An 18,891-nucleotide genomic window follows, 5' to 3' on the forward strand; every position below is an offset into this window, starting at 1 on the left:
GAAGAGAGAATTGATGATTTTGACTAAAAAATGGTGTTTTAAACTAAAAAGCCACACAATTGAAGTGCATGGCTGTATTAAATAAATGTAGCCTAGTAATTACTCAGGCACGCATTCCAGCGCTTTTTCCATCACGCGGATATCCGCCCCTTGTTTATGGCCATTTTCAGACAAATGACGCCTAAACGCGCGGCCTCCAGGCTGACTTTGAAAAATACCCAGCATATGACGCGCAATGTGCCAAAAATTAGCCCCTTGCGTCATTTGGGCTTCAAAATAATCATACATACTTCGTACAACATCGTGCCGACTTAGTGTAAAAGCGGGTTCGCCATATAAAAGTGCATCAACTTGGCTCAGCATATACGGGTTGCTATACGCTTCTCGACCAATCATCACACCATCAAGATGCACCAAGTGTTTTTGACAGTCTTCCAATGTTTTAACGCCACCATTTATACTAATATGTAACTCTGGAAAATCTTGTTTCAGCTGATATACACGTGGATAATCAAGCGGTGGCACCTCTCGATTTTCTTTGGGACTCAACCCTTTCAACCACGCTTTACGTGCATGAATAATAAAATCATCACACCCAGCTTGTTTCGATGCATCGATAAGCGCAGTTAAAAATGCATAAGAATCTTGCTCATCAATACCAATACGTGTTTTTACCGTTACCGGTATATCTACCTCTGCTTTCATAGCAGCCACACATTCTGCAACCAGCTGAGGTTCAGCCATTAAACACGCGCCAAATCGGCCGTTTTGAACTCGGTCTGATGGACAGCCCACATTTAGATTAATTTCATTGTAACCGTATTCACCTGCACGCTTGGCGCATTCTGCCAGCGCTTTCGGGTCAGACCCACCAAGCTGAAGCGCCACTGGCATTTCATGTGCACCAAATGCCAAGTAATCGCCCTTGCCAAACAAAATCGCACCCGTTGTGATCATTTCGGTATATAGTACCGCATGTTTACTTAACTTTCGGTGGAAAGTGCGGCAATGTTTGTCAGTCCAATCCAGCATAGGTGCCACGGAGAAGCGTCTAAACGCTGTATCGCCTGTATTTAAAGGGTTTGCACTTGTTTTATCTACATTTACCATGACTGCTGAATTGCTCCGAGTGTACTTGAATAACTATGAATTTCGATATACAGTCACCCTAGTGTCACCCTACATAAGTAGGACAAAAATATTTTTTACGGGACTATAAAATGGCTTCTTTCACCATCGAAAAACGCAAAACTTCTGCTGGCGAACCGCGCTATAAGTGCATTGTTCGCGAAAAATCGAAAGGCAAGATTATACACAATGAAAGTAAAACTTTCAGAAAAAATCAACTTGCTGAGAGCTGGGGTAAAAAACGTGTTGGTGAACTAGAAGCGTCGAGGGTGACCGAGATTAAAAACACGGTCACGCTTGGAACCCTGCTAAACATGTATTTTGAAAATCACGATTTATGGGAACGCACTGGCAGAACAAAGCAGTATGTTATTAAAATGCTGATTGATTGCGACATAGCAAAAGTAACATCGAACGAGTTAAAAGTAAGTGATTTAATCGAGCATTGCACAAACCGACGCGACGCAGGCGCGGGCCCAGCAACAATTTATCATGATGTTGCTTATTTACGCTCAGTCATGAAAGAAGCTTATCCAGTGTGGAACATAGACGCGAATTATAAAATTTTCGAAGATGCAGTACCGGTGCTAATAAAGATGGGGCTCGTCGGCAAAAGTCAGAGACGAACACGCCGCCCCACTGAATCAGAACTAGACAAGTTGCGAAACGGCTTAGAAACACGTATCGAAAACCGTAAAAGCGGTATGGCACAGATTCCCTATTTAGATATTCTGGATTTTTCGATATTAACATGTATGCGTGTTGGTGAAGTTTGTAAGATCACATGGGCTGATTTGAACGACGCGCACAAAACTGTGATAGTGCGTGACCGAAAAGATCCACGGAAGAAAGAAGGCAACCACATGATCGTGCCTTTGCTTGGCGGCTCATTTGATATTGCGAACAGGCAACCGAATGTAGATGATCGCATATTTCCATTTAACCCACGCAGTGTGACCGCTGGATTTCAGCGCGTTAGAAATGACTTAGGTATTGAAGACTTGAGATATCACGACTTACGCAGAGAAGGCGCAAGTCGATTGTTTGAAAAAGGCTATTCAATTGAAGAGGTCGCCCAAGTAACTGGCCACCGTAATTTAAATGTTTTGTGGCAAGTTTATACGCAACTATTCCCACATAAATTGCATGATAAGTACTTAGAGTAATTTACCAATTCAATTATGTGCTTTTAAAACATTTGTAACTTCAACCAACCCACTTTTGATGGCATCTGGCTTTATATCATTAACAATCGATTTAGCTATGAACCAAAGTAACATGATTATTATAACTAAGAACGAAGAAAGTGGAGACCTACAAATACTTAGCACAACACAATTAAACATCATATTAGAGAACTCGCTAATTTGTTCTTTGCTACTTGTCATTTCCACTTTTTTAACTTTTTCAAAGTGCACACTTTTTCTATTTCCTGTAATGAGCCTTTTAATCCGAGAAAACAACACTCGCACAAAAAAGAAGCTATGCTGTGTATTATCAAAAGACATAAAAACCGCTTGTTTAAAAGCTTCTGGGTTTTCATTCGAGCCTAAGTACCTATCAATTTCATCAGCCACTTTCTCTCTTTTTTTCAATGCGAGAAATGTGACTAGTACAATGTATGCGCTTATAAAAAAGGCTAACCCTATATACAAAATCAAATCATTTAATACCATCATCCACCTCCTGACTAACGCTGTGCTCTCGAGCTCGCTTAGACGTGACTGTTATACGTTTCTCCATCAGCTTTAGTTTAAAGTGACGAATATGCTTCCTTTCATCAATCTCCTGCTGATGTTTTTTATTCATATATCGTAAAATAATTGCTGTAATTCCAACGATCCCAGAAATAGCAGAAATAGCTACATACATATACCAAGGGTGCTCCCCTGAAATCTTTGTCATACTTGTAGTAATGTTTTTAGATATTGAAGTCATTTCATCCCAGAGACTCTGTTATTACAGCTAACAAATCGGTTTTTATTGTGTTTTTAACACATGAAGTTATTACGAAGGACTTTACACCATTGTCAACACAAAAAACAACATTTACTTAGGGAATATTAGAACACAGCTTCTAATGTGGCAAGATATCAAAACCACCTCTCAACCAGTAAAACCTCTATCTCCCAGTGACAATAACGTTATAACCAACTCTTTGTGATGTAAAAAACCGCTTTAGAGAGCGGCTTTGATTTACTGTTATTTTATCTGCGCTTTTATCTCTTTGACCGCCTCCTTAAGCCACTTAATATCCGTTTTATTTGTCGTGACAGCGCCATACAAGAATATAGCGTTAGCAATAATCGTCAGTACTGTATCTTGACTAATATCCACTTGCTCACCTCTTGTTAATTGTTGCAATGCTGGCTGGTGACACTTCACCGTCAATCAGCGGTATGTATTTCGGTTTAAGTCGGTAGTTATCAAATATCTCATCGAGTAGCACATGATTGTTGTCATTCAGCTTTTCCATTGCTTCATACCAGCGCATGTTAATCACTTCATGCCTATCGTTAAGTTTTGATGCTTTTAACACAAAACCTGACCACTCTCGTTTAATCTCGAAATTACCGTTGTATGCCATCATGATTTTAGCGAGCGCATCACCCATCGGCTTTGTGATTGCTTTTGACTTGTTATCAATGTACTTGTACGCATAAGCAAGCGCTGCAACAGTCAAAAACAGACTCACATTTTTACTGATAAAGTTACCCATATAACCCCCACTCGACACCCTCTTTAATTAGCTGCATGTCGTATGGCTGCGACCCATTTTCCATGTGTATCATTGCCGCGACGACTGGCGCGTAATCATTGGGTGCAAGTTGTTTTGATGGCTCAATCCCTGTTTTTTGCGATACGAACTGTATGTAATTTTCAGTGTCGTTCTCGCTTGGCGGGGCCCATCTTGCAATGATTGTATTAATCGACTTAATACCGTACTCATTTGAGTAAGTACGCAAGATGCGCCCCGCAGCACGCAACCCATGCTTTGCAGTTTCAAAGATGACAAAGCGACCATCATCACCGACTGCGCCTTGCCAATTTTCACCACGCTCGATATTGAGCGGGTTATTGTTACGCAAGCCCTTTGCCTTTTGCTTTGTTGTCATAAAAATAGCCCCCAGTGCTACGACAGCAATTAATAAGTGTGCGTAAGTGAGTTTCATTAATACGACTCTCTTAGCACTCTAAACTTTGACTTTGCAATATCCGTTGAGACTTGCGCAGCGTGTACAATCGGCCGAGTCTCACCGTCAATTTTTGCATATGGCATCAAGAGCAAAGAACCATTAATAAACGCTGCATTAGCAATTGCATCAGTGATTGTTTCACCAGTCAGTGCGAACGAAACACCGCCGTCACTGCTAACATATTGCAAGCCATCTTTTACAGCCCAGATTTCTTCTCCCGAGAGCAATAATGACGAGTACCCTTCAACCGTTTTGAATGTTGCTTTTTCACGATTAAAAATCATTGCTCTTGTGTTAGATACGACACAAAAATACTGCGCATTCGTCACAAAGCGATGATAGTTCGAACCGACAAACGGACTTGTATCAGTCAATGCTAATGCGTATTTCTTTACAGTGACAGAGCCGCTCGCATCTGTTAAATCAACAACTTCACCCGCACTCGTCAAACCCAACATTTTGTTTGCGACTTCATCATAAAAGAACTTGTTAACACCATACGACAGCGTGAAATGTGGCGCTGACGTATCTGTCATTTTAAAAATGTTAATGCCGCCAGAGGTCAAATAAATATAAAAGTCCCGGCCATCGAAACCCAGCAGCTGCCTGTCTGTGACATGATTTACAGCGAACGTTGTTATTTCAGAAACCATCACACCCGCTGAATACGTCTCAATGACGCCGTTTTGATACAGTACTGCAACTTCATCACGTTCAAAGTTTGTGACAATCACATCAACAGCATAGCGCTGTGCGCTTGATGATGACTTGGACGTTAAATTTTGCACTTTATTTGATACGCGAAACGCTGTTTTATCATTGAAGAAGTCAATACCAGTCGCAATGAAGTATATTGCGTGCGCTGTCGTCACCTGATAATTACTAACGCTTACATGCGCAAAATCATAGTCAACATCGTTAAACTTGACGCTATTTGACAGTGTTGTGCTTTGAGTTTTCGCAATGTACGTCGGCCGCTTGTTGATGTAAGCATGAACAGGTGCAGCACTTGTATGATGATAAATATCACCGGCGCGATACAAAATCCCGCTATCGCTTGTTACACCATCGCCACCCACATAAAAATCATCGTCGTAATTGACAATACGCAATGAATCTTGCGCACTGTCAAAGCCCGTTAACTGTTGTGACGCGCCAAAGTGCTCAATTACATGGGACGAACTACGAGATGGCTTGCGAGACAATGGATTATAATCAAGCTTAACGCTACTCACCCACATTGTGACATCTTGTCCAAATTCAGATATCAGTTGCACTTTGTCAAACTGCACGTGCGGCGCAAGTTCAAACCCCGCATACACATCAGTATCAAGTACTTTTTTGCCCTGCGATGATACTATCAAGCGAAATTGACGCTCACAGCTCAGCACTTTTATATAGCGACCCACGTCATAGATATCATTGACAATGTGCGGTTCAAGCTTCTTCTCTTTAAGCATTATTAATTCCTCGTTACTGCAATTGCAGCTATACCCAAACCAACCATGCCTAATACGATGTACATCATCGTCTTGTTAGTACTGATAGCAAGCTGCTGTCCATCGCTGCGGCTCATATCATTTGCAAACTGTAACGCCTGCTTAGTTGCAAGCGCCGAACGGTCCCCAAGTTCTGCGTATGCGTCTTGCGTTGCGTCAATCACTTGCGCACCAAGGGACTGCGCTAAATCACTAGAGTTATTCATTGAATACACAGCAACATCAGACATACGTGCATTTGAATTGTCCGCTGCATCAATTGAATATGTTGCTAGGTCAGTCAAGCGACTATTTGCATCAGACGTGTATGTCATTAATGAATCAGCAAGCTCAGAATTTGATGCAATCGCATCTGTTGCAAGCGAACTTTGCGCGTCAATACTGTCACTTGCTAATCCCGACATGCCTGACATTGCATCACGACCAAAGTCGCTAAACTCAAGCATTGCATCACGCCCGAACCCCAAGCTATCACTTGTCAAACTCGACATCCCGTCGAGCGCATCGCGACCAAAATCAAGACTGTTATTCGTCAAACTCGACATACCGTCGAGCGCATCGCGGCCAAAGTTAAGGCTATCACCCGCAATCCCCGACACTTCCCCCAGTGCATCGCGACCAAAGTCTAAGCTGTCTCGATTAACATCAGACGCATAATCAAACGCCCCTGTCGTCATATCGAGCGCCATGTCTTGCGCCCCAGTTACAGCATCGGTTGCAAATCCAAAGCCAGCGATTTGGCTATCTGCGAGATTACCGCCAATCGATTCGAGCGCACTAACTAGACCAAAGTCCGTTTGACTTATGTTGTACGTATTGCCATCGCCGTTTGTGATATAGCCGTTATTATCGCCATGAATGCCGAAATTAGTGCTTGTGTTGTTAGTCGTCTGATTGCTCGTACTTCGCGACTTAGAGCTAAATAACCCCATTCAACCCCCTATTTTTTCAACAAAAATAAAGCAGCAACAACAACGACACCCACAATTAACAGCGTATTGTTACTATCACTGCCAAAGCTCACGCCTTGAGCATTAAAACCAATACTTTGTTTCTGGTCGCCCGTTGCTGCTGATGATGAGCCATTAATGGGCCCTAAACCACCAAGCCCCCCAAGATTTGGCATTGCTGACATTGCGGGGCCAGCGCCCCCAAACAATGCCCCTATCATCCCGCGGTCACTTTATTAGCACGAAATTTGCGATACATATCGCGCCCAACCTCAGCAACAATGGCACCCATTGCCGCGATTGCGACACCGTAAGCAAACGCCTTCAAATTCTTTCCACTCATTTCATCACCTTTAGTACAACACCTAGAACCAGTAGCCCACCAAAGCCCATTAGAACTGTCTTTTGTGGCACACCAAAAATCATTGTTTCATTGCTTGTGGCGTTAGCGGTTGCTTTCGGTGCATCAACAACAACCGCCGCGCCGTTATCCAGCTCAACCGTGTTTTTCTTATCTGCTTGCTGCGCCCCCGCCGAATTACGAATTGCTTTAACTTTCTCAACTTGCCCCCACGCTGCCAGAGCATCCCCAAGAAAACCCCCAACTGACGACTGCCACCCATGCGTTTGCTGGGTCGGTGGACCTTCTGCATATCCTGACATACAACCCCCTTAAAATGACGTTGAAGCGTAATCAGCGAAATAATGCACGATAACCTCAGCCGAACCCGCTGATTCACAATCAATACGTAAGCGCATATCAAATATATTTTCAGTAATTTTAAGTGCGCTAAACACATCACCAGACATCGCTAAATCAATTGCGTGCACGCCATCAATAGGCGTGCGCCCTCGCTGCTTCAAAATATGATTATGTAAGTCTTTCGGTATATGCTCGCGCCACTTCACGTTATCAACTAAAAACTCAGAGCTTTTAACCCCTTCCTTTTTAATCTCAATCATTGAAATAAATGCGCCAATCGGCTTTGGTATGTCAGACACCTCATTGATACCCTGACTAAACGAATAGCGAAACGAACGGCGCTTATAAAGCCAACCTGGCACCGACCCAATATCCTTTTCTGTAAACACAGAAATATCTAGCGCTTCACTCTCATCGGCTGGGTTTTTTGCATTTCTGTCGATATCGAACTTAATTTGCACCGTAGATAAACCCGCTGTGCCTAACGCAAAAAATCGCTGTACTGATAAATCAGAGTTAATTGGGCTTTTCACCTCTGGTCGCGCAAAGTGCCATGTGATTAGGCCTGTCACTTGGTCTCGTTCAAAATAGCTATTTTCATCAACAATATTTTGCAGAGATTCGTACTCACACAGCATGTCACCATTTAAGTCGAGTCGAATATTCTGCAAATCTGCTGGCGTGCAACCTGCAATTTTAAAATGTAGTTTTTCGTAAGTTGAATTAACTGGCAAAGCGATTGAAGCAGTACCACCTTTAATGACACCAGTCACTTTATTTAATTTTGAAATATCAAACATGATGCAGCCCCTTACTTAATGATGATGCGTTTAATTGAACGTAAAGCGCGTACATTGCTAAGCGCTGTGAGAATTACAAGCGTTGTTGCAACTGATGTGATTACTGTTTTATTCATGCGATTAAATTACCTTTGCGTTAAAAATCGCTAAGTAATTAATCAGACGTTTCGCTATTGAGTAAAATGGTTTTCGCTATGCACATAGCGAAAAGAGCGAAATTTTCGCTCTTTTTTCTGTTTTTAAGCTGCTCTAAATTGCTCAAATGTGAGATTTTCAGTTTTTCCAGATTTCAAATGTATTACTTTTGGTTCGATATTCCCGATCCCCCCTTTGCTTTTGACAAGATAATACAGCCGCTCATCTTCGTACTTGCTGTTTAACTGACTTATCAAATACACATCATCAATATCTGCATCTAATTCTATTGATATTCGCTTTGCATCGGCTTGTGACTCTTGAGCGCCGAGCACTTTTCGTGGTGAATTGTTCCAAATCGTTTTTGGCACTTCTTGCGAACGCTGGAAAACCGTATGCAATACCAAGCCAAACTTTCTACCGCCAGTTGCCAATTCACCGATAATTGAATCATCTTTTCCCGCAGTCTCAACAAGCTTTGCCAGCTCTTCGATAACAACATTTAACTCTCTATTGCCGTCCGCCGCTTCCCAAATAAGATGACCGAACCAATAAAGTTCCGCTTGCTTTGCCGCTTTCAACTTTGCCCCTTGCAGTGACTTGGGGAACTCTGGCGAATAGGCAACAACGAACTTTTTACCAGAGCGCCACGCATCAACAAATGCAGTGGCAAAGCCTTTTCGATTTGTGTAATGGTAAACGGCACGACCCCCCAAGCCGTTGAAGTGCGACTTTTTGCGACCATCGAAACGATAATCACCGTACAAATCAAATATCGCGACCTGATCACCAACTAGCTTAAGCAAATTAACAGCGGCTGTTTTTCCGCCCCCCGTTCCCGCCAAATAGCACGTATGACGTGCTTTAAGCTCATTATCTTTATTAATTGCCATTCGCTACCACCTCGGTATTTTCGCTTTGATTTTGCTCTACTTTCTCATGTGCTTTAATTTGTTTATAAACAGAGAGCGCAGCAGTACCGAGCACCAACCCTAATTCAATTTCTTCTTTCCATTTCACCATCCAAGATGGCATCCCGCCCTTGCAATATTTCGCGACAACAGGGGCCGCTTTTTCAGCTATTAATTCACGCGTGTCATTATCAATAGTGACGGGCGCTTCAATCATTGATTCAACAAAATCAGCAGCAGACGACACGCCATAGCAAGCCAATGCGCTCACGTCTTCGCTTGTCATTTCTTCTGATTCTGTAATGTCATCCGCAACACTCACATCGCTCACTTTTGTAAAGCTATCAAGATGACTGTAATCGTGCCCCTGTTGCGATTGCGATTGCTCCAACGACTGCGAGTCCGAGCCACCCCCATACTCCAGACCCTCCATTGCTTGCACTATCGCTGTCTTCTGTAATTCCGCTGGCAATTCGTTTGTCAGTGTCATCTAATATCGCTCCTATTTCGCTATTGATTTGCTCTGCTCTTGGTGCCCACTCGTCATGTGCTGGGTTATGATTTAAAACTTCTTGCGGTTCGCTCTGTATAGCTTGTGATTGCTGCGTTTCTGTAGAAATTGCTTTCGCCCATTTCGCTTGCAATTTCGCTCCGCTGCGTTGGTCAAGTCCGCAGTTTTTACAATGCAGGTAAAGTAACTGCTTTCCGTTCGCTCTTCTTCGTATTGAAGCGAACGTCCCGCACCCTTCGCACTCAATAACACCTAGCTCATTGTTCGGTGATTTCGCCATTACTACCCCCTTTGCGCTGCGATTAAATCAACCTCGGCTTTCAACTCAAGTTGTTTAATTCTGCGCGCCATTTCACAAAGCAAAATAACGGCATCATCAAGCGCGCTCTCTGCAAGCTGCGTTTTCTTCGCGGCTTTCAACTTTGATGTTGCTTTTGCTTCTGCAATTTTCTGTTGCATCTGTATAACTCGCTCCTGCATCAGCATGAGACCCCCTTACTTTTTAATTAAAAATATTCATCGACTGGTTCATATCTGCTATAAAAGTTTGCGACCTGATCAATCGAATCATTCACCATCGTTTGTGCTTTCACTAAATAGTCATTTACCTTGTTTTCATCACGCCGTTGCTCGCTTATGTATTGCTGGTCACATTCATTACTGAACACTGTTTTCAACTTCCAGCCCCGAACACCAATCGCAAAGTCTAAGAACTTTTTAAACTCAACAGCGTTGGAAAATTTGGCAACACCGCCAATTGCGTAGTTACCGTGTAATTCATCTGCAAGGTTTTTTACGTTCTCAGTCATAGAGTGCAATTGCTGCTTTAACTTCTCGATCAATTGCTCTCGTTTGCGTGTAGGTTTTTTTTTATTCACAGCGCTTATACGCTCATTAAATGCAATGGTGGTTTTTAGATGCTGTTCAGCTTTGGCTTTTCGCTTGCGTTTTGCTTCTAGACCTTCGATATGCTCTTGAATAATTCCATACATATGCTGGCTTTCATGCGTTGCGCAGTTCTCCCACTTCTCAGCGCGTGCATATTTAGAAATGTTGTAACGGTTACCGCGAATTTCGCCCTGATCACTTTTCGTCATGTAACCAACTGCTTTTAGTAAATACTCTGCGGCTGCTTCAGCTGTGCGTATACGTTCTATATGAACAAAACCTTGGCCCCAGTGCTTTTCAATTCTTGCCGCCCATTCGTGAAAAAATACTTCTTCAACATTCCAGCGAATTAACAAATGGGCGTGATAATTTTGATGCCCGACACTCTCAACTTTTCCCCAAGGGTACTCGCGAGTTTCATGAATTTTAGAAGGGGCTTCGGCAACCCAAACATAATCAAATACGGGCTTTTTATTCTTATCTTGCTCACATTCAATTTTTGTCACTTCCATATCATCGTTAGTGATTGCACGTGCTTCACATTGTTCAATACATTCAACAACACCCCAAGGGTATATGCGCTCGTTGTTGTGCATTAAATCACTATGAACACGGCCGATTGCGCCAACTGATGAGACTTTTCCCCACGGATAAAGCCGATCAGAAAGACCTACACATTCAATTTTTCCCCAAGGGTACTTTTTAGCTTTTGGCGTATAAGAAATCTTGCCCGTTGCTACCCACCCACGTTTATGCATTTTCCCAACGTTATCTAAAAATGGGCTTAACTCTTGGCCTATTGTTGAGCGTTCAAAAACAACGGCGGTAAAATCAGCAGAGGTGATCACTTCGTCATGTAACAACTCCCCTGTTTCAGTGTAAATTGCACCTAACTTCACACCCGCCTTGCGTTTAGCAACTTTACGATAATGGTTATTGTCCATTCTCCAGCGGGCCTTTTCATCCAAAGTTACAGTTGTAAATGCAGTAAATCCGCCTTTCACCGCAGCCATGTACAAACCGCTTTCAATAATTTTGCCACGCGCTCGACTTGTAAGTTCTGTTGTTACTCGATCACCAGTGTTTGACTCTGGCGCATCACTTGGGCGGGTCATTTGCGTACATACAACACGAAAACCACCACACCAGTTACGTGACTGAAAATGCGTGCGAGTTGTTTGGTAGTTTGCCTTTACGATTTTTGGTTTTTTATTCGATGGCAAAGCCTTATCGTGCGTACAACTAAGCGAGTACACTGGCGAAACAAAATGATTTTTGTCGACTTCCGACACAAATTTCTGACGTACTTCGCCCGTTTCCAGATCAACACATTCATTTTCAGAAATACCGAGGTATTCAGCGCGTTTCTCAGGCGATAGTTTTAAAGCTGCACCTGTGAACATAGAACCTAGTTTCGTGGCTTTCTCATGCCGTAGGCTTTCAGCATTTGATGTTTCTGGCTTGAGTATTTCGCGTGTCTGACTTTTGCGCCTTATGACAAGCCTAGCTTTTTCCGCACCTTGTGCGGCCGCTTCGCGGGTTGGTTTGCGTTTATATTGAGACTCGATATGCTCAAGCCACATGATCGACTCTTCCGCATTGGTTGCCGGAATTTCATCACGAAAAAAAGCGCCAGATTCGGCGCTTTGTATTGCGGTTAAAAGTTCTGATTCGGATATGTTAACCATTACCGCTCTCCGCTACTTTTACCGCACAAAGTTTAGCCGATAGCTCCTTGGCTTTCCTCCAACAAATATCTTCAAAAAATACAATATCATTTCTGATGAAATCCCATTCTTTCCTGCTTATTGTTCTACTCTCTTTGATGCAGGAATCTAAATAAAACTCTAGCGCTTCGATACGGTTATCAATAATTTCTTCTAACGTTCTCATTCGTTCAACTCTCCAAAACAATTATTAACCGGTGCCGCCATCCAGTTGATAAGCAAACCCGAGTCACGGCGCGCTTGCTCGTGTTGCTGTGTGATAATTTCGGCTTCTGCATAATCGGCATCATTAGGCATGTCGCGGTTGTGATAAAACGCGTTCATTTGTGCTGTGTCGTTTACAAATTCTGCTCGGTTCATATCACGCCCCTTCTTGCCAGAATGCTCGCGCTTTGAAGCGCTGATAGATCGGTGTATTCACTGATCTGATTTGCGCGAACTGGGCGCTTTGGTTTCTTTGGAAAGAACTTTTCTTGCAGCGCTTTGATTTTTGCGTGCTGATTTTCCCAGTGCTTTGGATCAGTTATTGGTGCCTTTGTTTGAACGATATATTGACTCATAAATCACCCGTTTACCTGTTGCCACTCTGTGCGCGCTTCTTTCGAGCGCTTTTCAATCCACTCGGCTAAATCAGAAACATTAACTAACGTTGGTGAGCGCTCAGACTCAATCAACTTGAATGCAGGAACTGGCAACTGTGCTGTTTTAGCTTTTTGCTGGGCTGTTTTTGGACTTATTCCAAAAAACTCTTGTGATATCTCTCTCAATTGGACTGTTGGCGAATTGAAACGAGCTAATAAAGCAAATTGAATGTTCATTAAAAACTCCATCTTTAATCACTCTGACTCCCAATTAGATCACTCGTATGCTAATCTAGTGGGAAGTTAAAATTAAAATAATTCAAAAAAACCCAAATGAGTTACTTTGAATCGCTTTGGGTTAATAAATGAATAATTGATCGGATTGGGTTATATGTCAACTGAATTTTCACATCGATTGAAAAAAATCCGCGTTCACTTTGATAAATCACAAATTGAATTTGCAGAATTTTTGGACATCCCTGTGCCTTCATATCGCAAATACGAGTCAGGGGACCGTGAGCCAACATTAAATGTCATACAAAAGGTATTTAGTAAAAAAGAACTAAAGCCCCACTGCCATTGGCTAATAACTGGTGAAGAATTTACCGTTGACGCAGAGCTAAGTTCTGTCAATGCACATTTCAAGCACATCACTGGTAAAGAAGAATACGAGCAAGCCTTTATCAATGAGACAGTTAAATCAATGCAAATGTTTGGTTACTTGGATTGGATAGAAATCAATACAGACAAAATAGATTTAGATGCTTGCGGCAAGCTACTTTTAAAAGACCTAGAACCAATTATAGAAGGCCATTATGGCTCTTACAAAAAGAGCAAAACAGGGTAACAAAAAGGCTGCATATGCAGCCTTTTTATTATTTAACAACTTTTAATTTTGGTTTCTCTGGAATATCAACAACTGTTACATTATGACCTTGGCTACGTTCGTAGTAATCCACTGCTCTTGGGTGTAATTCATCTTTCAGTTCTCTATATGCTAATGCAGGGCTCAGTTCAACTATCGCCTTTCCAATCCCAAACGCCAAGTCATGGCCACTACCAACATGACTCTCAACATCATCGCGCTCGACACTAAACACAGATAAAAGGACAAGCAAACAAACACACAACATAATCAGCATAGCAACAAACAAAACATAGCTATTTTCCATTTCAACTTCCTAGTCTAAGCTTTTTTAAATTTGCCAAAGGCACTAGACCAATACAAATTAAAGTTAAGATATTTACAGCTACTGTTACAGTTTTAAATATCGGGGTATAAGACTCAACATCGTTTAACGCGCGATAATAATATTGTATGACAAAATTCATACATAAAATCACAGCGAGTGAAACCACCATTTTCGCTATGATTGAGAATTTGCATTTTCGAAGCCTGTGCAAAAAGAACAAACACAATATCGCCGCGAACTCCAGTACAAACATCATGAAATAGAAAAACTGCCTAAGTTCCAACCTTTCCATATTCATATCTATCGTAAGAATTAACTCTCTAATTGATGATGTAGTAAAATGAAAGACGACAACGGTCAGCACTGATAGAAAACAGCTATGAATAAATGCATCGTGTTCGCTCGATATATCCTTACTTCCGCCAAACAACAACACCTTTGCATTTTCATAACTCAAAATAATAAACGTAAAAAAAACGATAAACTGAAGGTAAATTATTATGCTACCTGCATAGGCAAGCATTCCATTAGTCGTCATTAATTATCCTTACTATGGCATCTTTTTAGCTGTAATAGCTGGGTAGCTAGCTCTCGCCTTCGGCGGCTCAACACCATCACCACCACCACCAATACCACCGACAACTTTTAACAACTCATTTTTTTCTAGCACGTTCATAATAATCCCTTCGTTTAAATACCTAAAGCATTTTGTTACGTCAATGTTAACTTAAAAGCAATAAAACAACAACAAAGTGAGATAAAATATTAAACCCTTCAAAATTTCTGATTTCAAAAAACAAAAAAAGCACCTTAAGGTGCTTTTTATATACTCTGCGTAAATTTTACTAATTAGACTTTTCTAAATGCCCTAAACGAAAATCCACACGAGCAATTTCTTTTTCTGCATCAGTAACTCGACTAGATAATTTTATTAAATCATCCTTAGTTGCCATTGTATTCTTAACTGTATTAACGGATAAAATTAAAGCGTCCAACTTAGAATCTATTTTTTCAAATCTATCTTCCACTTGTTGAAATTTTTTATCTACCGTATTGACACGGTTATTCCACGAATATGCAGAAATTCCGACAGTTGCCAGAAATACAAATCCCAAGAGATACTCAAACGTCACAAACTGCTTTTGAGTGGTTGGGCTATTATCAGTATTACTCATTCGTCTTCCTTCGCTAATAAAATGGCCTATTGGCAGCATTTCAGAGGTATCAATAAACATTATTTGCTTTCTGATACGTAGCTTCATTAATTGTTAAGTTAATTGTTAAGTTAATTGTTAAGTTAACTGTTAAGTTAACTGTTAAGTTATGGCGCAATTTTAAACGGTTAAGCCTAAAAAATCAACGCGAATTACCACCAACTACCACCAATTACCATGAACAACCATCTACACCTGTCCGTAAACGGGTGTATACCGTTACTTGTGAATATATAGACTATAATAGATACATGTTACCTTCTAGGTAATTAATGCCCTATATACAGCATTAAGCAGGAACCCTTAAATTCAACGAGCCCCCAATAGGAACCCCAATCAAAGTATAGACCAATAAAAACGCACTAATCAAACCAATCCAACATAGGTGCCACGGAAAAGCGTCTAAAATCACCTGATTGTGTTATTAAGTGATCATTGCTTTTGACTTGATTCATTTGGCTCATCGACAACCCCATTCAGAAACGATATTAAACCGCGATCATATTACGAGGCAAACATACCATAAGCCAATCATAACAGCGCATAAATTAGGAGCGGCAGTATACACTATCTCCCTTAAAACTGCATGTCTTCACACCTCGGTATTACTTACGCCAAGTAACTTCGTTGGGCTGCTATTATCAGTACATGTAAGTAAAGGCTAGTTAACTAAGCCGCCAATTGCCATGTAAAGTTGCCTGCATATTTGCCAAGCCTCTTTTCCAGCGTACAAATACAATATAAACTAGCGACTTAGGTATTAAGTAGGTAAATAGTTTACATGAAGTCGCATTTAGGCCGCCGAGCATTTTCAGCTATGGAACTACACACGCTTTTTAATGGTTATATTTACGCTGATGAAAGACAAAAACGCGAACAACCTAAACATTGGCATTTTTGGCTACCATTAATTGCTTACTATACAGGTGCTTATAGCGATGAGATTGGCAGTCTTAACCTATCTGATATCATTAAAAAAGACGGCGTACATTGCTTTAGCTTTACCACACACGGGAAAATTCGCCACCGACTCATTCCCATTCATACCGCCTTGTGGCAAGCTGGCCTTGAAGATTACATCAAACATGTAACCGATGAACAACACGCTCGGTTACTGTATGACTTACCCAGTAAGTCGGGTCGTTATAGTGAAAAGGTCAGAATATGGTTTTCTGGTGAAGGTGAACGGTTAGGCTATTTACAAAAGTGTGACTTGCCTTCCATTGATCAACAAGGCCAAAAAACCGCAATCAGCAGCTTAAGACTCAACTTTGAACAACAGATACGGATTGCAGCGCTACAAAGAGCCAATAAATCGGCTTTTTATTATTTATTGGGGTTAAAAGATGAGGTGTTAACAACGCCGTCATTAGCGACCTTAAAGCAAGTCGTCGCCCCTATTCGGGTGATTAATAACAACGTACATTGGCAGCGATTTTTAGCCCGACACCACTGATATGCCATAAAAAGACAACCTCTTTCCAAACCTCTCTCTCAGTGACACCATATTACCTTTTGTGGCTTACATGCCCACAAAAAACAGGACCCCCTTTTCCCTGTCATATGGCAATGCAACCAAATAAATATAAAGAACACGTATAAATAAGTGCGTATCACTAAGCTCATATTACTAAGCATATACAAATAAACACGCACAAAAAAGCCGCTAAAAAGCGGCTTTTTTATCTAAGATATTAACCAATTAAATTAGTTAGCACCTGTTAAGTCACCGCAATCAGCTGTTAACGGAAGCGATTCTGCAGTTCCATCAGGAGTAACTGTGATTGGACCTGTTGCCATAGTTGTACCATTGTCAAGAGGTATACGAGCATCAACCGCCACAGTATACGTAGCAGTAGTGGCTGGAACCATATTCGCCAATGCAAATGTGCCATTACCAGCACTTGCTGCTACAGATTGCGCTTTACCAGCTAAGCCATACGTCACAACAGCATTACTCATATCTACTGTTGTGCCGTCACTACATGTAGCTGTCACAGTAAAGTTTTCGCTAACTGGCTGCGCAACAGGGTTTACAAGTGTTGCTGTAACAGCACCACACACATCTACTTCGCCATTTGAATTAAACCATTCAGTACCATTAACATCAACGATTGACACTGACGCTTTGGCCTCTGCTGATATACCAAAACGCTTAGCCTTCTCTGCCGAGATTAATGTGGTTGCCGTTGAACCCGCAGCTATGAAGCTATTTGCAGATGCATCACTTGACGCAAACTGAACATATAGTCCACCTGCTGGAACAGCATCACCTGACACGTTTAGAGAGATATCTGAAGTACATGGTGTAATGTCTACTGTTGATGTAAAGAACGTTAAGTGGTTAGTTTGGAATGTACCAGTGAAGGTGTTTGAATCAGCATCAAGTGCACCAATGGTAACAACATTTGTTTCATCAGCCCATACACCGGTGTCTTCATTATGAGACTTCAACTTAAGCGTATCACCAGTTTGAATTGCAGCACCATTTTGCATAGTGTCAGCAGGGATTGCCATAGTTACTGTAATCTCACTGTCACCAAAGCTTTTTACTTTATTCCCGTTGGCATCAGCCATAATAATATTTGCTACACCCGCAGATTTAGCGGTGCTTGCAGCGTCCGCAGCATTTAAGCCTGCAGGAACAATCGCAGCCGCTGCACTAGAAGAGCTATCAGCCCCACTTACATTTAATGACAGCTCGCCTGAGATTGCATTTCCAGCAGCATCTAATAATTGAGTGCCAGCTGGGATACTTGCTCCAGCACCTGTTTTACCCGTTGATTCAGCTTTTACTTCAGTTGAAGTAGAACCGCCAACAGCACCAACAGTTTCAACGACAGTTTTAACACCAGGTCCATTCGCCAATGTTAATGCCAGTTGTGCAGCTATAGATGACACACCCTCTGCAGCCGTTAAATCAACAATAAAGCTTTTGCCAATATAGCCGTCAGCAGTAACACTCAGTGTAACCTCTGTGATTTCAGAGTCTGCTTTTTTAGTAAATACAACATTACCGTTAGCCGCATCCACAACTTTCAATTGATTACCATTAGCATCCACAATGTTAGTTGCTTCTAGGCCATTTTCTAAAAATGAAATTTTCGCATTTACAACATTCGTTGTTACTGCATCAACAACATTTGCATTAACAACGAGACCTAATTCAGCAGGCGCTGTTGGCGCGACAACAACAGGGTCTGTAGGTGTTACCGGTGGTTCTACAACCACATTATTATCGTCGTCACTAAAACAACCAGTAAGGGTTAGTGCAGAAGCAACAGATAGAGCGAGAAGTGATTTTTTATTAGCAAACATGGTTGATCCTTGTGTTCCTTTCAAAATTAACAACTACTTTTAAGTGCGCTGTTAACAATACATTAAATTCAACTACTACTATATGCATAGCAGCAGTTAATGGCAATTTAGACATTAAAATTTAATAAAGTTAAAC

Annotated in this window: 28 protein-coding genes; 3 read left to right on the forward strand and 25 right to left on the reverse strand. The window is 41.6% G+C overall.

Going from position 1 to position 18,891, the window contains the following annotated elements; genetic code table 11:
* Window positions 1-99 precede the first annotated feature (99 nt).
* Window positions 100-1,110, reverse strand: a complete 1,011-nt coding sequence (dusA, locus tag PAUR_RS14465) for a tRNA dihydrouridine(20/20a) synthase DusA (protein ID WP_192508380.1) — start codon at window positions 1,108-1,110, stop codon at window positions 100-102.
* Between the two features lie 110 nt (window positions 1,111-1,220).
* Here dusA and PAUR_RS14470 point away from each other — a divergent pair, with 110 nt between their 5' ends.
* Window positions 1,221-2,294, forward strand: coding sequence for a site-specific integrase (locus PAUR_RS14470; protein WP_192508381.1), 1,074 nt, complete (start codon window positions 1,221-1,223; stop codon window positions 2,292-2,294).
* A gap of 9 nt (window positions 2,295-2,303) precedes the next feature.
* Here the strand turns inward: PAUR_RS14470 and PAUR_RS14475 are convergent, their stop codons facing one another.
* The 20 genes from PAUR_RS14475 to PAUR_RS14560 form a co-directional block, all read right to left on the reverse strand.
* Window positions 2,304-2,705: a hypothetical protein gene (locus PAUR_RS14475; RefSeq protein WP_192508382.1), complete on the reverse strand. Its 402-nt coding sequence runs from the start codon at window positions 2,703-2,705 to the stop codon at window positions 2,304-2,306.
* A gap of 85 nt (window positions 2,706-2,790) precedes the next feature.
* The gene (locus PAUR_RS14480) at window positions 2,791-3,066 is read right to left on the reverse strand and encodes a hypothetical protein (protein WP_192508383.1); all 276 of its coding nucleotides are present in this window, start codon (window positions 3,064-3,066) and stop codon (window positions 2,791-2,793) included.
* Window positions 3,067-3,330: 264 nt separating this feature from the next.
* Window positions 3,331-3,465 carry a hypothetical protein gene (locus tag PAUR_RS23795; protein WP_263973688.1) on the reverse strand — a complete coding sequence of 45 codons (135 nt, stop codon included), beginning with the start codon at window positions 3,463-3,465 and terminating at the stop codon, window positions 3,331-3,333.
* Window positions 3,466-3,469: 4 nt separating this feature from the next.
* Window positions 3,470-3,847, reverse strand: a complete 378-nt coding sequence (locus PAUR_RS14485; RefSeq protein WP_192508384.1) for a hypothetical protein — start codon at window positions 3,845-3,847, stop codon at window positions 3,470-3,472.
* Window positions 3,840-4,301, reverse strand: a complete 462-nt coding sequence (locus PAUR_RS14490) for a virion protein (protein ID WP_225738357.1) — start codon at window positions 4,299-4,301, stop codon at window positions 3,840-3,842. Before PAUR_RS14490 ends, PAUR_RS14485 begins: the two co-directional genes overlap by 8 nt.
* On the reverse strand, window positions 4,301-5,785 hold the full coding sequence (locus tag PAUR_RS14495; protein WP_192508385.1) for a hypothetical protein: 1,485 nt from the start codon (window positions 5,783-5,785) through the stop codon (window positions 4,301-4,303). The genes PAUR_RS14490 and PAUR_RS14495 overlap by 1 nt, the downstream gene beginning before the upstream one ends.
* A gap of 2 nt (window positions 5,786-5,787) precedes the next feature.
* On the reverse strand, window positions 5,788-6,756 hold the full coding sequence (locus tag PAUR_RS14500) for a hypothetical protein (protein ID WP_192508386.1): 969 nt from the start codon (window positions 6,754-6,756) through the stop codon (window positions 5,788-5,790).
* Between the two features lie 8 nt (window positions 6,757-6,764).
* Window positions 6,765-6,995, reverse strand: a complete 231-nt coding sequence (locus PAUR_RS14505) for a hypothetical protein (protein WP_192508387.1) — start codon at window positions 6,993-6,995, stop codon at window positions 6,765-6,767.
* The gene (locus PAUR_RS23800) at window positions 6,992-7,117 is read right to left on the reverse strand and encodes a hypothetical protein (RefSeq protein WP_263973689.1); all 126 of its coding nucleotides are present in this window, start codon (window positions 7,115-7,117) and stop codon (window positions 6,992-6,994) included. Before PAUR_RS23800 ends, PAUR_RS14505 begins: the two co-directional genes overlap by 4 nt.
* Window positions 7,114-7,437, reverse strand: coding sequence for a hypothetical protein (locus tag PAUR_RS14510; protein ID WP_192508388.1), 324 nt, complete (start codon window positions 7,435-7,437; stop codon window positions 7,114-7,116). The genes PAUR_RS23800 and PAUR_RS14510 overlap by 4 nt, the downstream gene beginning before the upstream one ends.
* 9 nt (window positions 7,438-7,446) lie before the next feature.
* Complete coding sequence (locus PAUR_RS14515; RefSeq protein WP_192508389.1) at window positions 7,447-8,277, reverse strand: major capsid protein P2; 831 nt, start codon at window positions 8,275-8,277, stop codon at window positions 7,447-7,449.
* Window positions 8,278-8,516: 239 nt separating this feature from the next.
* Window positions 8,517-9,305, reverse strand: a complete 789-nt coding sequence (locus PAUR_RS14520; protein ID WP_192508390.1) for a type IV secretory system conjugative DNA transfer family protein — start codon at window positions 9,303-9,305, stop codon at window positions 8,517-8,519.
* Entirely contained in the window at window positions 9,295-9,645 is a 351-nt protein-coding gene (locus PAUR_RS14525) for a hypothetical protein (protein ID WP_192508391.1), read from the reverse strand. The genes PAUR_RS14520 and PAUR_RS14525 overlap by 11 nt, the downstream gene beginning before the upstream one ends.
* Window positions 9,646-9,667: 22 nt before the next feature.
* The gene (locus tag PAUR_RS14530) at window positions 9,668-10,114 is read right to left on the reverse strand and encodes a hypothetical protein (protein WP_192508392.1); all 447 of its coding nucleotides are present in this window, start codon (window positions 10,112-10,114) and stop codon (window positions 9,668-9,670) included.
* Window positions 10,115-10,116: 2 nt separating this feature from the next.
* On the reverse strand, window positions 10,117-10,320 hold the full coding sequence (locus PAUR_RS14535; protein WP_225738358.1) for a hypothetical protein: 204 nt from the start codon (window positions 10,318-10,320) through the stop codon (window positions 10,117-10,119).
* 20 nt (window positions 10,321-10,340) lie between these two features.
* Window positions 10,341-12,410, reverse strand: coding sequence for a hypothetical protein (locus PAUR_RS14540; protein ID WP_192508394.1), 2,070 nt, complete (start codon window positions 12,408-12,410; stop codon window positions 10,341-10,343).
* Window positions 12,403-12,615: a hypothetical protein gene (locus PAUR_RS14545; RefSeq protein ID WP_192508395.1), complete on the reverse strand. Its 213-nt coding sequence runs from the start codon at window positions 12,613-12,615 to the stop codon at window positions 12,403-12,405. Before PAUR_RS14545 ends, PAUR_RS14540 begins: the two co-directional genes overlap by 8 nt.
* On the reverse strand, window positions 12,612-12,809 hold the full coding sequence (locus tag PAUR_RS14550) for a hypothetical protein (RefSeq protein WP_192508396.1): 198 nt from the start codon (window positions 12,807-12,809) through the stop codon (window positions 12,612-12,614). Before PAUR_RS14550 ends, PAUR_RS14545 begins: the two co-directional genes overlap by 4 nt.
* Entirely contained in the window at window positions 12,806-13,009 is a 204-nt protein-coding gene (locus PAUR_RS14555; RefSeq protein ID WP_192508397.1) for a hypothetical protein, read from the reverse strand. The genes PAUR_RS14550 and PAUR_RS14555 overlap by 4 nt, the downstream gene beginning before the upstream one ends.
* Before the next feature lie 3 nt (window positions 13,010-13,012).
* A complete protein-coding gene (locus PAUR_RS14560; protein WP_192508398.1) occupies window positions 13,013-13,267 on the reverse strand; it encodes a pyocin activator PrtN family protein in 255 nt (84 codons plus the stop codon).
* A gap of 154 nt (window positions 13,268-13,421) precedes the next feature.
* On the opposite strand from PAUR_RS14560, the gene PAUR_RS14565 reads away from it, so the two are divergent.
* Window positions 13,422-13,877: a helix-turn-helix domain-containing protein gene (locus PAUR_RS14565; protein ID WP_192508399.1), complete on the forward strand. Its 456-nt coding sequence runs from the start codon at window positions 13,422-13,424 to the stop codon at window positions 13,875-13,877.
* Between the two features lie 28 nt (window positions 13,878-13,905).
* Here the strand turns inward: PAUR_RS14565 and PAUR_RS14570 are convergent, their stop codons facing one another.
* The 3 genes from PAUR_RS14570 to PAUR_RS14575 all read right to left on the reverse strand — a co-directional run bounded on the left by PAUR_RS14570 (window position 13,906) and on the right by PAUR_RS14575 (window position 15,398).
* Window positions 13,906-14,202: a hypothetical protein gene (locus tag PAUR_RS14570; protein WP_192508400.1), complete on the reverse strand. Its 297-nt coding sequence runs from the start codon at window positions 14,200-14,202 to the stop codon at window positions 13,906-13,908.
* 571 nt (window positions 14,203-14,773) lie between these two features.
* A complete protein-coding gene (locus tag PAUR_RS23805; RefSeq protein WP_263973690.1) occupies window positions 14,774-14,899 on the reverse strand; it encodes a hypothetical protein in 126 nt (41 codons plus the stop codon).
* Window positions 14,900-15,068: 169 nt separating this feature from the next.
* The gene (locus PAUR_RS14575; RefSeq protein WP_192508401.1) at window positions 15,069-15,398 is read right to left on the reverse strand and encodes a hypothetical protein; all 330 of its coding nucleotides are present in this window, start codon (window positions 15,396-15,398) and stop codon (window positions 15,069-15,071) included.
* An 820-nt stretch (window positions 15,399-16,218) separates the two neighbouring features.
* Between PAUR_RS14575 and PAUR_RS14580 the strand changes: the two genes are divergently transcribed.
* Entirely contained in the window at window positions 16,219-16,893 is a 675-nt protein-coding gene (locus PAUR_RS14580; protein ID WP_192508402.1) for a site-specific integrase, read from the forward strand.
* A gap of 251 nt (window positions 16,894-17,144) precedes the next feature.
* Here PAUR_RS14580 and PAUR_RS14585 read toward each other — a convergent pair whose 3' ends face one another.
* Complete coding sequence (locus tag PAUR_RS14585) at window positions 17,145-18,755, reverse strand: hypothetical protein (protein ID WP_192508403.1); 1,611 nt, start codon at window positions 18,753-18,755, stop codon at window positions 17,145-17,147.
* Window positions 18,756-18,891 lie beyond the last annotated feature (136 nt).

The organism is Pseudoalteromonas aurantia 208 (genome assembly GCF_014858725.1).
In the GTDB taxonomy this organism is placed as follows: domain Bacteria; phylum Pseudomonadota; class Gammaproteobacteria; order Enterobacterales; family Alteromonadaceae; genus Pseudoalteromonas; species Pseudoalteromonas aurantia.

Bases quoted from the DNA above. Each gene is read 5' to 3' on its own strand.
- dusA (WP_192508380.1), bottom strand. From the start codon at position 1,110: ATGGTAAATGTAGATAAAACAAGTGCAAACCCTTTAAATACAGGCGAT.
- PAUR_RS14470 (WP_192508381.1), top strand. From the start codon at position 1,221: ATGGCTTCTTTCACCATCGAAAAACGCAAAACTTCTGCTGGCGAACCG.
- PAUR_RS14480 (WP_192508383.1), bottom strand. From the start codon at position 3,066: ATGACTTCAATATCTAAAAACATTACTACAAGTATGACAAAGATTTCA.
- PAUR_RS14485 (WP_192508384.1), bottom strand. From the start codon at position 3,847: ATGGGTAACTTTATCAGTAAAAATGTGAGTCTGTTTTTGACTGTTGCA.
- PAUR_RS14490 (WP_225738357.1), bottom strand. From the start codon at position 4,301: ATGAAACTCACTTACGCACACTTATTAATTGCTGTCGTAGCACTGGGG.
- PAUR_RS14495 (WP_192508385.1), bottom strand. From the start codon at position 5,785: ATGCTTAAAGAGAAGAAGCTTGAACCGCACATTGTCAATGATATCTAT.
- PAUR_RS14500 (WP_192508386.1), bottom strand. From the start codon at position 6,756: ATGGGGTTATTTAGCTCTAAGTCGCGAAGTACGAGCAATCAGACGACT.
- PAUR_RS14505 (WP_192508387.1), bottom strand. From the start codon at position 6,995: ATGATAGGGGCATTGTTTGGGGGCGCTGGCCCCGCAATGTCAGCAATG.
- PAUR_RS23800 (WP_263973689.1), bottom strand. From the start codon at position 7,117: ATGAGTGGAAAGAATTTGAAGGCGTTTGCTTACGGTGTCGCAATCGCG.
- PAUR_RS14510 (WP_192508388.1), bottom strand. From the start codon at position 7,437: ATGTCAGGATATGCAGAAGGTCCACCGACCCAGCAAACGCATGGGTGG.
- PAUR_RS14515 (WP_192508389.1), bottom strand. From the start codon at position 8,277: ATGTTTGATATTTCAAAATTAAATAAAGTGACTGGTGTCATTAAAGGT.
- PAUR_RS14520 (WP_192508390.1), bottom strand. From the start codon at position 9,305: ATGGCAATTAATAAAGATAATGAGCTTAAAGCACGTCATACGTGCTAT.
- PAUR_RS14530 (WP_192508392.1), bottom strand. From the start codon at position 10,114: ATGGCGAAATCACCGAACAATGAGCTAGGTGTTATTGAGTGCGAAGGG.
- PAUR_RS14535 (WP_225738358.1), bottom strand. From the start codon at position 10,320: ATGCTGATGCAGGAGCGAGTTATACAGATGCAACAGAAAATTGCAGAA.
- PAUR_RS14540 (WP_192508394.1), bottom strand. From the start codon at position 12,410: ATGGTTAACATATCCGAATCAGAACTTTTAACCGCAATACAAAGCGCC.
- PAUR_RS14545 (WP_192508395.1), bottom strand. From the start codon at position 12,615: ATGAGAACGTTAGAAGAAATTATTGATAACCGTATCGAAGCGCTAGAG.
- PAUR_RS14550 (WP_192508396.1), bottom strand. From the start codon at position 12,809: ATGAACCGAGCAGAATTTGTAAACGACACAGCACAAATGAACGCGTTT.
- PAUR_RS14555 (WP_192508397.1), bottom strand. From the start codon at position 13,009: ATGAGTCAATATATCGTTCAAACAAAGGCACCAATAACTGATCCAAAG.
- PAUR_RS14560 (WP_192508398.1), bottom strand. From the start codon at position 13,267: ATGAACATTCAATTTGCTTTATTAGCTCGTTTCAATTCGCCAACAGTC.
- PAUR_RS14565 (WP_192508399.1), top strand. From the start codon at position 13,422: ATGTCAACTGAATTTTCACATCGATTGAAAAAAATCCGCGTTCACTTT.
- PAUR_RS14570 (WP_192508400.1), bottom strand. From the start codon at position 14,202: ATGGAAAATAGCTATGTTTTGTTTGTTGCTATGCTGATTATGTTGTGT.
- PAUR_RS23805 (WP_263973690.1), bottom strand. From the start codon at position 14,899: ATGAACGTGCTAGAAAAAAATGAGTTGTTAAAAGTTGTCGGTGGTATT.
- PAUR_RS14575 (WP_192508401.1), bottom strand. From the start codon at position 15,398: ATGAGTAATACTGATAATAGCCCAACCACTCAAAAGCAGTTTGTGACG.
- PAUR_RS14580 (WP_192508402.1), top strand. From the start codon at position 16,219: ATGAAGTCGCATTTAGGCCGCCGAGCATTTTCAGCTATGGAACTACAC.
- PAUR_RS14585 (WP_192508403.1), bottom strand. From the start codon at position 18,755: ATGTTTGCTAATAAAAAATCACTTCTCGCTCTATCTGTTGCTTCTGCA.